The 13,017-nt window shown below is 59.3% G+C and carries 6 protein-coding genes; all 6 read left to right on the top strand.

Translation table 11 applies throughout. From position 1 onward, the window contains the following. Window positions 1-110: 110 nt before the first annotated feature. The 6 genes from recC to B9Z35_RS02125 are packed head-to-tail and all read left to right on the top strand — an operon-like array spanning window position 111 to window position 12,928. Window positions 111-3,674, top strand: coding sequence for an exodeoxyribonuclease V subunit gamma (gene recC, locus B9Z35_RS02150; protein ID WP_108282010.1), 3,564 nt, complete (start codon window positions 111-113; stop codon window positions 3,672-3,674). Next, complete coding sequence (recB, locus tag B9Z35_RS02145; RefSeq protein WP_108282009.1) at window positions 3,671-7,279, top strand: exodeoxyribonuclease V subunit beta; 3,609 nt, start codon at window positions 3,671-3,673, stop codon at window positions 7,277-7,279. Before recC ends, recB begins: the two co-directional genes overlap by 4 nt. Then, complete coding sequence (recD, locus tag B9Z35_RS02140; protein ID WP_108282008.1) at window positions 7,276-9,099, top strand: exodeoxyribonuclease V subunit alpha; 1,824 nt, start codon at window positions 7,276-7,278, stop codon at window positions 9,097-9,099. Before recB ends, recD begins: the two co-directional genes overlap by 4 nt. A gap of 57 nt (window positions 9,100-9,156) precedes the next feature. Then, window positions 9,157-10,707, top strand: coding sequence for a hypothetical protein (locus B9Z35_RS02135; protein WP_108282007.1), 1,551 nt, complete (start codon window positions 9,157-9,159; stop codon window positions 10,705-10,707). A 25-nt stretch (window positions 10,708-10,732) separates the two neighbouring features. Further along, window positions 10,733-11,485, top strand: a complete 753-nt coding sequence (locus B9Z35_RS02130) for an OmpA family protein (protein ID WP_108282006.1) — start codon at window positions 10,733-10,735, stop codon at window positions 11,483-11,485. Between the two features lie 9 nt (window positions 11,486-11,494). Continuing rightward, on the top strand, window positions 11,495-12,928 hold the full coding sequence (locus B9Z35_RS02125) for an EH signature domain-containing protein (protein ID WP_108282005.1): 1,434 nt from the start codon (window positions 11,495-11,497) through the stop codon (window positions 12,926-12,928). The last annotated feature ends 89 nt before the right edge of the window (window positions 12,929-13,017 follow it).

The raw sequence follows: 13,017 nt of genomic DNA, 5'->3' as shown, positions 1-13,017 counted from the left end.
TTGTGTTAATTTTTTGACACTTCACAGGCTCATGGTTTGCACCCAGCCATCCAGTATGCTCACTGGCTCACGCAAATATTTAGCCCCTTTTTTCGCCCGTTCTGCCCCACATGTCTAGCCCCCACGCCACCGGTTTTATGGTGCTTCATAGCAACCAGCTAGAGGGCCTGCGCGAGTTGGCGGTGCAGTTCATCCGCAACCACCCGCTGCCCGTGCTCGCGCCCGAGGTGTTGCTGGTGCAAAGCAACGGCATGAAGCATTGGCTAGAGCTGGCTTTGGCCAAAGACCTTGGCATTTGCGCGGCCACGCAGGTCGAGCTGCCGTCTGCCAAGCTGTGGCAGATTTACCGTGCCGTGCTGGGACCCAGCAATGTGCCCGCGCACATGCCGCTGGACAAGTCGCCACTGGTGTGGCGCATCATGCGTTTGCTCCCCAGTTTGTTGGCCAAGCCCAGCTTTGCGCCACTGAAAAACTACCTAGGCCAAGCCGAAGCTGACGCGTCGCCCATGAACCGCCGCGCGTATCAGTTGGCCGCGCAGCTGGCCGACGTGCTGGACGGCTACCAAAACTACCGCGCCGATTGGCTAGAAGACTGGGCCAATCACAAAGACACACTGCGTACGCAAACGGGCATGGCCACACCGCTGCCCGCCGCACAAAGCTGGCAGCCCGAGCTGTGGCGTGATTTGCTGGACGACCTAGCGGCTGACGCCGAAGTCAAAGCAGAGCTACAACACAGCTACAGCTCACGCGCCAAAGTGCACGAGGCCTTCATGGCCAAGATGGCATCACTCCCCGAAGGCCAACGCCCTGCGGGTGTGCCGCATCGCATCATGGTGTTTGGCGTGACGTCGCTGCCCATGCAAACCGTGCAGGCGCTGGCCGCTTTGGGCCGCGTGTGCCAAGTGCTCATGCTGGTGCAAAACCCCTGTCAGCACTACTGGGGCCATGTGGTGGAAAGCCGTGTGCCATTGGCTAAGTTGTCTAAGCAACGTCAAGCGCACAAAGCCGGTTTGCCCGTGCCGCAAGACGATGGTTCATTGAGTGAGGCCGACCAATACACCCTGCACACCGACACGCACCCCCTGCTAGCCGCATGGGGCAAACATGGCCGCGACTATTTGCACTTGCTGGATGGCTTTGACGATGTGGACCAATACAAAGGCCAGTTCAACCGCGTGGATGTGTTTGTCGACCCCGCAGACACAGCCGCCGACGAAGGCCGCGAGCCCACGATGCTGGAGCACTTGCAGTCGTCCCTGCTCAACCTTGCGCCACTGCCCGACCACTTAACCGACGTGCCCGCAGACGACACCAGCGTGCGCTTTGTGCAAACGCACTCGGCCCAGCGCGAGGTAGAGGTGCTGCACGACCGACTGCTGGCGTGGCTGGATGCTGACCCCACGCTCAAGCCTGCCGACATCATGGTGATGGTGCCTGACATGGCCAACTTTGCGCCGCACATCCATGCGGTGTTTGGCCGCTTTGCCAGCAATGACGCTCGCCACCTGCCCTACACCGTGGCCGACACCACACCGCGCACCGAGCCACTGGTGCAGGCCCTTGACACCCTGCTGCAACTGCCCCAACTGCGCGTGACACGCGTGGAGTGGCAAAGCCTGTTTGAAGTGGCCGCTGTGCGCGAACGCTTTGGCCTAGAAGAACACGACGTGGCCCAACTCGACACTTGGCTGGCCGACGCCGGCGTGCGCTGGGGCCTAGACGCACCACACCGCAAGCCGTGGGGCATTGCACCCGACATGGCCGACGCCAACCAAAACAGTTGGCTGTTTGGCATCGAGCGTTTGCTGCTGGGCTACGCCACAGGCGCAAGCGACGACCTCGCCACACCGTGGGCCGACACACTGCCGCAAGCAGGCGTGGGCGGGCTAGACGCACGCGTGGTCGATGGCCTATTGCAGTGGCTGCGCCACACACAAATTGCGCTAATCAAACTGCGCCAAGAACACACACCTACCGAATGGGTGGCGGTGTTGCAGCAGTTGGTGAGTTTGTTCTTCAAGCCCAGCGACGAAGCGGATGAGCGTTTGATCGAGCGCGTGATGGCCCCGCTAGAAACATGGCTGGCCGAATGCCAACTGGCCCGCCTCGACAGCCCGCTGCCACTGGTGGTGGTGCGCGAACACTGGATGGCCCAACTGCAACAGCCCGCCATGCAACGCCGCTTCTTTGGTGGTGGTGTGCAGTTCGCCACGCTGATGCCCATGCGCTCAATCCCCTTCAAGTGCGTGTGCTTGTTGGGCATGAACGATGGCGACTACCCACGCAGCCAAACCCCACGCGACTTTGATTTGATGAGTGACGCCGCACACGCGGGCAGCACCCAATCACACTGGCGCGCAGGCGACCGCTCGCGCCGCGAGGACGACCGCTATTTGTTTTTAGAGGCGTTGCTATCCGCACGCGACAAGCTCTACATCAGCTGGCAAGGGCGACGCACGACGGACCACGAAATCAAACCACCGTCGGTATTGGTGGCGCAGCTGATGGACTACCTCAATGCGGTGTGGACGCACGATGGTGGATTGGCGTGCGTTGCGCCGTTGCAGCCGCTGCAAGCGTTTTCGCCCAAGTACTTCACGCAAGGCTCCACATTCCAAACCTATGCGGATGATTGGCAGCGTGCGTTGTTGTCGTCGCCTGCTTCGTCTGCGCCAACGGCATCAAACGAAGCAACGCAAAGCGAAACAGCACCCACCGAGCTGACGCTGCAACATTTGCAGCGCTTGTTGCGCCAACCCGTGGAAGTGTTTTTGGTAGACCGCTTGCGCTTGCGCCTAGACCAACCCGAAGAAGCTGCCGAGGAAGAAGAGCCTTTCTCGCTGGACGGTTTAGAAAAATACAAACTCAACCAACGCATTGCACAGGCCGAAGATGCGCAGCAAGCCATAGACCAACTGCGCCTAAGTGGCCAACTGGCCATGGCCGGTTTTGGCGAAGCGCAGCAACACCTTTTTGAGAACGACCGCGAAAAACTACGCGAGCAACTGGATGTGTTGTTGCCCAAGTGGCCCCAGCACTTAAGCGTGCAATCTGCCCACTGGCAACTGGGCCACACGCACCTGAGTGCCGAGTGGGCCAATGGCCAAACCATGTGGCACACGAACGGCAAAGCGCATGACGCTGGGCAGCATTGGCTGCAAGTGGCGCTGCGCCCAGGCGCGGTGACTGAGGGCAAAAAAGAAAACCAAGTCATCCGCATCGACACACTCAGCCAACTGTGGCTGCACCACTTGGCCGCGTGCGCCAGTGGCACACCCACCACCAGTGTGCAAATTGGTTTTGATGCGGCCATCGAACTCAATCCCATCAAAACAGAACAAGCGCAAGAACATTTGCAAGACCTGTGCGATGCCTATTTAGAAGCATGGGCGCAGCCCCTGCCCGTGGCCGCCAAAACTGCCTGCGCGTTTGTGATGGGCGTGTACGGCGGCAGCAAAGATGCAATGGGCAAAGCGCAAGCTGCGTTTGAAGGCGGCTTTGGCAAGAGCGGCGAATACACAGGCTCGCCCGCCTTGCAACGTGTGTTCACGAGTTTTGAAGATGTGGAGGCTGGCCTGAACCATTGGGCCACTCGCTTGTACGAACCCATGTTCAAAGCCGCCAAGGTGATTCACCTGAGTGCTGACCACGCCGAGGAGGCTGACGCATGAAAGCCCTCAACGCACACACACTGCCGCTGCACGGCCGCCAAGTCATAGAGGCCAGCGCAGGCACAGGCAAGACATGGACACTCGCTGCGCTGTACTTGCGCCTGGTGCTGGGCCACGAACGCACCGAGGCTTTGCTGCCCCCACAAATTTTGGTGATGACGTTCACCGACGCCGCCACCGCCGAGCTGCGCGAACGCATTCGCACACGCCTAAGCCAAGCCGCCACTTACTTTGACTTGAGCGCGCAAGGCCGCGACTACCCTGCATCGTTGAAGGTGGATGCATTTTTAGAAACACTGCGCGACAGTTTTGACGAAGTGCAGTGGCCACGCTGTGCGCTGCAGCTCAACTGCGCGGCCGAGTGGATGGACGATGCGGCCATCTACACCATTCATGGTTGGTCACGCCGCATGCTCACGCAGCACGCGCTAGAGAGCCACAACCTGTTTGAGCAAACGCGGCTTGAGAACGCCGACCAACTCAAACTCACGCTGGTGCAAGACTATTGGCGCGAATGGTTTTACCCACTCAGCGGCGACACGCTGCAACACATCACACCCCTCATCGGCCAAGACCCAGCCAAGCTGCTGAAAACCTTGAGCGAGATGTGGAAGGAACAAGAGCGCAAACCACGCGAAGTGGTTGCACCCGACATCACACCCACACAAGCCATTGACACGCACATGGGGTGGCAAGCACAGGTGGAAGCTGCGGTACAAGCTGCGCGTGAGGCATGGAGTGATGCAGTGTTGCAAGCACTGCAAGAAGCGGGCGCGCAGAAAAAGATCAAAGGCTTGCGTGCCGACTACTTTGCCAACTGGCTCAAAGCGCTGCAAGCGTGGGCCACGCAAAGCGCGAAGGCACAAGTCAGCAAAGAAGAATTCAAAGCGCTGGAGCGCTTCACCACCCAAGCCCTGCAAGACAAAGGCTGGACCGAGGCTGAAGGATTTGCTTTCTTTGCAGCGATGCAAAACTATGTTGATTTATTTAGCGCCAAGCCAAGCACTGACAAACACATTGCCCTGCACGCAGCACACGCAGTGGGCGAAGCCTACAAAGCTGCCAAGACACAACGCGCCGCGTTTGATTTTTCGGACCTGTTGCAAAACCTGCATCACGCGGTGATGGCCGACGATGGCCGATTGGCCACCGCCATTCGCCAGCAATACCCCGTGGCTTTGGTGGACGAGTTTCAAGACACCGACCCTTGGCAGTACGGTACGCTCAACCGAATCTATGCGCCAGACGCCTGCAACGAAGCCAACGCGCTGGTGATGATTGGCGACCCCAAGCAAGCCATCTACAGCTTCCGTGGCGCAGACTTGGGCACATACTTGCAAGCGCGCAACGACGCACAAGCCACAAATACCGACGCGCTGCACACCCTCACCGGCAACCACCGCTCCAGCGTGGGCTTGGTGCAAGCGGTGAACCATGTGTTCATGCAAACCGAGCAACCATTTGCATCGACACAAGGCGAGATTGAGTTTGTGGAAGTGTCAGCCCAAGGCAAAGAGCCTGCGCTGGTGGTGAACGGCGAAGAGTGCCCACCCTTCACCGTGTGGCAAATGCACCCGCAAGGTGATAGCGAAGTAGTGAGCAGCACCAGCTACTTGAACCACACAGCACAAGTGTTTGCCGACCAAATGGCAGACCTGCTGAACAAAGGTGCAGCCACCCCCGGCGATATGGCCGTGCTGGTGCGTAGCCAAAAGCAAGCCGATGCGGTGCGTCACGGCCTGCGTGCGCGACTCATACCTAGTGTGTATTTGTCGGACCACACCAGCGTGTACCAATCGACCGAGGCCACAGACTTGTGGCGCTTGTTGCGTGCGGTGGCTTCGCCCCGCCAAACAGGCTGGGTGCGTGCTGCAGTAGGCAGCCGTCTATGGGCACTGGACTTGCACGAGGTGCTGGCCACCACGCAAGACGAGGCGCAGTGGGAGCAACTGCTAGAACAGTTCCACCAATGGCATGGCCTGTGGCAACAACACGGCGTGCTGCCCATGCTGCACCAGTGGCTGCACAGCCAACACGTAGCGCAGCGCATGTTGGCGCAGCCCGATGGTGAACGCCGCTTGAGTAACCTGCTGCACTTAGGCGAGTTGCTGCAACACGCCGAACAAAGTCTGCAAGGCGAGCACGCGCTGGTGCGCCACCTGGGCGAACAAATTCAAAGCCAACACCACGACAGCGATGCACAGCAAGCACGCTTAGAAACCGATGCCTTGTGCGTGAAAGTCATCACGTATCACAAGAGCAAGGGCTTGCAATACCCGTTGGTGTTTGTGCCGTTTGCAGGCTCGTTTGCGGTGGAGAAAAAAGCCAAGACCAACTTCGCACAAGACGACGAAGGCGAGGACGACAGCGACCCAACCGCCACCTCGGTGGAAGAAGACATGCGCCTGCTGTACGTGGCCCTCACCCGTGCGCAACGTGGCTTGTGGATGGGCGTGGCCGAAACCAAAAATGATTTGAGCAGGGCCACTACCAAGAGTGATCTAAAGCTGAGTGCCTTGTCGCAATTGCTGATGCGCAAAGAGCGCGGCGATTTATCTAACCAGCTGCACGCCTTGTGGGGCACGTGTAACCACATCCAAGTGGCCGACTTGCCAGCGCTGCAAGGCATTCGCTACCAAGCCCCCGCTGCCATCAGCGCACCCAAAGATGCCCTGACCCCCACACGCACCCACCACAGCCTGTGGTGGACGGCCAGCTTTAGCGCCATCACGCGTGGGCTGGTGTCGGAATCGAAACGCGACGAAGCGGTGGCCGATGCCATCACAGACGCAAGCTTGGATGCTCAGCCCTATGCAGTGGCTGCAGCCGCCCCTACGCCAGAGCCCGAGAGCATCAGCGCATGGCAAAGCTTCCCCGCGGGTGCGCGCTACGGCACGCTGCTGCACGATTTGTTGGAATGGCTGTCGCAAAACAATTGGCCTGTGGCGAATGACAACGCGCCCGATTGGGCCAAGCAAGCGTGGGCCAATTTGCTAGAACGCAAAGCCAGCTGGTTGCAACTGGACGACGCACCGCGCGCTCAACTAGAACCGTGGCTGCAAGCCGTGGTGCAAACGCCGCTGCCTTTGCACGAACTCAACGCTACACCTTTGACATTGCGTAACCTGAGCACCGAGCACATGTGGCCCGAGATGGAGTTCAACTTAGAAGTGAGCCACGTCAGCGCCACCGCGCTGGACCAACTCATTCAAAGCCATGTGTTTGAAGGCACACCACGCCCTGCTCTGCAAGCGCGTGTGATGCAAGGCATGCTCACCGGCTCGATGGACTTGGTGTTGCAACACGATGGTCGCTATTGGGTGGTGGACTACAAGTCGAACAAACTGCCTAGCTACGACAGCGCCACCTTGCAAGATGCGGTGCTGCACAAACGCTACGAGGTGCAATACGTGTTGTACACCTTGGCGCTGCACCGCTTGCTCAAAGTGCGCCTACCCGGCTACGACTACGCCCAACACATGGGCGGCGCGGTGTACATGTTCTTGCGCGGTATTCACGCAGAAGGTGCGGGTGTGCATTTGCAGCGCCCACCGCAGGCGCTGATTGAAGCGTTGGATGCGTTGTTTGAGAAAGGCTCCGCATGACCATGCTCAAAGACCTGCTGAAACAACCTTGGGGACAAGCGCACGCCACGCCGCTGACCGGCTTAGACACAGCCTTGGCCAACTTGCTGCACAGCAAGCAACCCAGCGATGACCCACGCCACCTGTGGCTAGCAGCCCTCACCAGCCACCAATGGGGACGCGGCCATGCTTGCCTTGACTTGGCCACTTTGCAGACCCAAGCCACGGCGTTGCTGGGGTGGAGTGACGAACAAACCGCTGCCCTTCCCGCAGACCTGAATCAAGCCGCCAGCACCTTGCCTTGGACGCAGGGCGACGCCAGCCCCTTGGTGCTGACAGATGACAAAGGTGATGCATCAAAAGGCGCGCGCTTGTATTTGCGCCGCGCTTGGACAGCGGAGCAAAACATCCGTCAAAACATCGCGCAGCGTTTGGCACTGCCTTGCGACGTGCCTGCAGATTTGCAACAACGTTTGGATGCGTTGTTCACACCAGCCAGCGATGGCGAGCCCGACATGCAACGTTTGGCTTGCGAAGTGGCCGCACAAAACCGCATCACACTCATCACCGGTGGGCCCGGCACGGGCAAGACCACCACGGTGGTGAAGCTTCTGTCGCTCTTGGTGGGTACGGCAGCAAACGAATTGCAAATTCACCTCGCCGCGCCCACGGGCAAAGCGGCGGCGCGTTTGACAGAGTCCATCAGCAACGCGCTCACCAAAATGCCTGCCGATGTGCAAACGCGCATCCCCACCCAAGCGCAAACACTGCACCGCTTGTTGCAAACCAATAGCAAAGCAGCACAGGTGCACCAGCTGGCTACCGATGTGGTGGTGGTCGACGAAGCGTCGATGATTGACCTAGAAATGATGGCCCGTTTGCTGCAAGCCGTGCCGTCTACGGCACGCTTGATCTTGCTGGGCGACAAAGACCAGTTGGCGTCGGTGGAAGCCGGTGCTGTCATGTCGCAGTTGTGCACGGGCAGTTTGCTGAAAGCTCAAACCGTCACGCTCATTCACAGCCACCGTTTTGATGCCAAGAGTGGCATTGGCCAATGGGCGCGCACCGTGAACGCGGATGTGGCCGACAACACACCCGCCCTCAAAGCGCTGTGGAATGCCGCGCCCGATTGGCTGGCCACGTTGCCTTTGCAACAAACCATTGAGGGTGATGCCGCAGAACCCGACGTGACCCGCCTGCAACTGACCAGCGCCAGCGACCCCAAGCTGGCCGTGGGCCTGCGCTACGGTTGGCGCAACTGGCTGGCCTTGCTGGATGCACATCGCCCCAGCAAAACAGCGCCAGCTGCGCAGTGCAGCGATGCACAAGCTGTGGCATTGCTGAAAGCCTTCACCGAGTTTTGCGTGTTGTGCGCGGTACGCGAAGGCCCGCTGGGTGTGACGCAGCTCAACACACAGGTCGAACACGCGCTGGGCTTGGGCCAAAGCGCTTGGTACGCAGGCCGCCCTGTGATGGTCACGCGCAACGACTACGCGTTGGATCTGATGAACGGCGACATTGGCCTGTGCCTACCCGGCCCCGATGGTGTGCTGCGCGTGGCATTCCCTGCCGTGGATGGCGGCGTGCGTTGGGTCATGCCATCGCGCCTTGACAGTGTTGAGACTGTGTTTGCCATGACGGTGCACAAATCGCAGGGCTCGGAGTTTGCGCATGTACTGCTGGTGATTCCCGCACAAGAGTCACCCGTGCTCACCCGCGAGCTGGTGTACACCGGCCTCACGCGGGCCAAGAAGCGCCTCACGCTGTGGGCCCCGCAGCTGGGTGTGTTGTGGAATGGCTGTGCGCGGCGCGTATTGCGCAGCGGTGGTTTGGGCGACTGAACAACAGCTTGCATCGCACTTGGCAAGTAGTGCCTCAGACTTGTTCACAATAGAGGCATGCCTACGAATCAATACCTCGCCCAACTCGAACAGTTGGCTGTGCCACTGGCCATCGCGGCCGTGATTTTTGTGTTCTCGCTCATCAGCTTCGGCGTGTGGGCTTCGCGCATTCGCCGCGTGCGTGCCGAGGTGGTGGGGCTCGATGCCCGCCTTGGCGCACACAAGGGCAGCAGCCGCGAAGCGCTGGCTTTGGCCGAGACCAAAACCACTGACGACGAGCTGAAGTTTTTGTTGCGCGAAACCGAGGCGGGCCTGATTGACCTGCCCACGCAACACGGTGTGAGCCAAGGCCCACGCAGCAGTTATAGCTTTCGCAGCCATGCCGACACTTGGACGGTGCGCAGCGTGCTCGGTGGCCGCATGAACTTGGCCTTGTTCGAGACCATGCCCAATTTGCTGATTGGCTTTGGTTTGATGTGTACCTTCATCTTCTTGGCGGTGGCCTTGCAACAAGCGGGCTTGGCGCTCAATGCGCTGGATGTGTCGGCACGTCAGCAAGACCAAGCGTTGCAGTCCCTCATTGCCACGGCAGGCGGTAAGTTCATCACCTCTATCGCAGGCTTGTTGTGTTCGCTGGTGTGGAACTGGCGCGCTAAAGTAGCGCTGGAAAACTTGCAGTCCAGCATCGACACGCTGTGCCACACGTTGCGCAGCAAAGTGCCCGACAACGCAGCCGAAGCCAGCGTGCGCATGCAGCTGGCTTTGTTCCAAGACATCTTGGACGAGAACCGTTCACAGGTCAGCCAACTGCGCCGCTTTGAGGGCGACTTTGCCAACGCGATTGGTGACGCCCTCTCACGCAATATGCAGCCCGCGTTTGACAAGCTGGCCCAACTGGCCGACAGCATTCAAACTTCGAGCCAAAGCTTTGGCAATGCTGGTAGCCAAGCGGCGGTCGAGCTGAGCAAAGCTGGCGAGACCTTGACCCAAGGCATCTCAACCGGCCTCGCTTCGTTTGGCGATGCAGTGGGCACTTTGGCGCAAACCATTCAAAACACCCGCACCACCATCACCGAGCTGGATGCATCGTTGGCACGCGCCAGCGCGATGGGCAAAACCGGCACGCAACAACTCGAAAGCTTGCTGGGCAACTTGGGCCAAACCGTGCAAACGGTGCAAGGGGCAATGTCGGGCTTGCAAGGCACGGTCGAGCGCATTGACCAAACGGCTGAGAAGTTCAAAGACAGCGCCAACGCCATCGAAGGCGCGGTGGGCTTGCAGCGTGCTGCGGCCACTGACTTTAAAGAAGCCTTGATTCCGATGAACCAAGCCTTGGGCCAAACCGTGGACACGCTCAAACAAAGCGCGGTGTCTGCCGAAGAAGCGCTGGGCCATGTGAGAACGCATTTGCAAGACGCACAAAAAGCACTCACCGGCACAGTGGATGCACTGACCAAAGGTGTGTCGGGCTACAGCACTCAGATTTCTGACCTGCACACCAAGATGGACCAGCACTTGGCCAGCGCGGTAAACCAGCTGAGCGGCAGCATCACCAACCTGGAAGAAGTGTTGGACGAGTTCATCGACGCTTTGCCACCCAAGGCTTAAAGCCTAAAAGTTAAACGCGTCAATCATGTTCATCAAAACACGCCGCAACACCGCAGCCACCAACGAGCAGGTGGAAGAGTCGGGTTACATGGCTTCGGCCAGTGACTTGATGATTGGCCTGCTGTTCATCTTCATCGTGATGGTGATGGTGCTGCTCTCGCGCAAGCCAGAGCAACCACCCGAGCCCCCTGCCGACCCACTGGCCACCGTGGTGCACACCATCGGAACCAAGCTGCAAAACGCAGGTGTGCCGGTGACGATCAACCAAGTGTCGGGCGTCATCAGCTTGCCAGCCGACACCTTGTTTGCACGCGGCAGCGCCGAGCTAGAAACCTTGGGCGTGCGCACGCTGCGTCAATCGGCAGAGCAACTGCAGCAAGTGTTGCCTTGCTATATCTATTCACAACGCCGCCGCCTGCCAGACGACTGCCCGCCCAACCCGCAACAGGTGGAGATTGAAACCATCCTGATTGAAGGCCACACCGACTCTGTGCCCCTGCACCGTGGCGACTACAACAACTGGCATTTGGGCCTTGACCGCGCACGCGCGGTTTACAAAGTGCTGGGTTCTGAAGGCATGCAAAGCTACCGCAACGAGCGCGAGCAGCCGGTGTTTGGCATCAGCTCGTATGCGGACGAGCGCCCCAACAGCAAAGACAACGACACACAAAACCGCCGCGTCGAGCTGCGCTTTGTGTTGGCATTCCAGCCCACCGATACCGGCGCGGCCAAAGGCCCGAGCAGCACCTTGAAGAAGATGCAAGAGACGGTGCGCTGATCCATAGCTATGCAAGAGTTTTTCGCCCCCCTGCCGCAAGACTTTGACCAGCTGGCCCATGCTGCGCGCACCAAGCGCGGCGGCGGCTTTGGCAAAGACCCAGACTTGCGCACCGTGGGCGAGCGCACCTACAGCGCGTTTGAACGCGTGCAGTTTGCGCCCAACAGCAGCGCTCCGCGCCAGCGCGATTGGCGACACATTCCCTACGCGTTGTGGCTAGACGCCGAGCGCGGTCTGCATACCCACACACCGCTGACCGACCGCTACTTTGAAGTGGCTGTGCCCGAGGCGTTGGCTTCACGCCGCCCGCTCAAGTGGGGCCGTGGTTTGCTGCACACCTATTTGCAGGGCTTCAACCCAGAGAACCCTGTGTTCTTGAAGTTGGCCCACACCGCACGCGCGTTCTTTTTAGACCCACGCGTGTTGGCCTCGTTGTCAGAGACCGAAGCCAATGGCTTAGAGCGCCTCATCAGCGCCCTCGATGTGCTGGACCCGCTCAACGGCCCCGTGCATGTGGCCAATGACATTTTGGGCATGCCTGCCGACAAAACACTGGCGCAGTGGCAAGAGCGCCATGCGCTGACCCAAGGCTTTTGGCTCAATAACTTTTGCAAACAAGCGTTTTTAGAAGCCTTGCAAGCGCCCGAAGAAATTCGAAGTTCCATCGGCTACGTGAAGCGCATGTGTGAATGGGCCATGCACGACATCGGCAAGCCCACGCAGCGCCTGCGCTACCCGCTGTGCCGCGACGAGTTTGCCTACAGCCTGCTCTCGCCTTGGTTTGATCGCAACCCGCCGCAAGACATCAAGAACGCGCTGCTGTCTGAGCTGCTGCGCACCTTGGGCGATTCGCGCCACAACCACGCAGGCTGGCTGGGCGTGCGCCGCGAAGCCATCGAAACGGCCAGCCGCTGGCTGACCAGCCGCACCATGGACGCTTTTTTTGAAATCTTGCGCCACACCGAAGACGACATTGGCCCCTACCGCCGCCGCTTTTGGGAAGCCTATTTCCACGCCGGGCACATCTTGGAAGCGTGGATTGCCTTGGGCGAGCAAGCCGTTCAAGAACTGCAAAAAATCGACCCGACAGGCGAGCTGAGCTACGCCAAGATCTTGGGAAAGATCGCGCCCAACCAATGTGTGTTGATGCTGCGCATGGGCAATATCTTGTTTTGCGACTGGAGCCACCAAGGCCGTTTGCGTGCCATTGCACACAACGCCAAGCAAGCGCCCAAGCTTTACCAAAACGAGTACGAACTCTTCCAGCTGCGTTTCCCCACCACGCTGGACTTCAACGAAGGCCAATTGGACGACCCAGGTCTGCTGCATTACGAATCCGAGCTGGGTGGCTGGCAAGAAACTGCGCGTCAATTCATCATTCAGCACCTGGGTATTCACCTATCTCTCAATGAGCTCATGCCGAGCGAAACGCCCATTAAATAAGGCTACATTGATAAAACACAAACCCCTGTCCAATCCGAGGGTTTGTCAGCCCCGAATAAGTCAGACCCTTGTAAGAGCGCCACCTCACA

The sequence above is a fragment of the Limnohabitans sp. Jir61 genome (assembly GCF_003063545.1).
Lineage (GTDB): Bacteria > Pseudomonadota > Gammaproteobacteria > Burkholderiales > Burkholderiaceae_C > Limnohabitans.
This window is presented reverse-complemented; position numbering and strand designations above follow the sequence as displayed.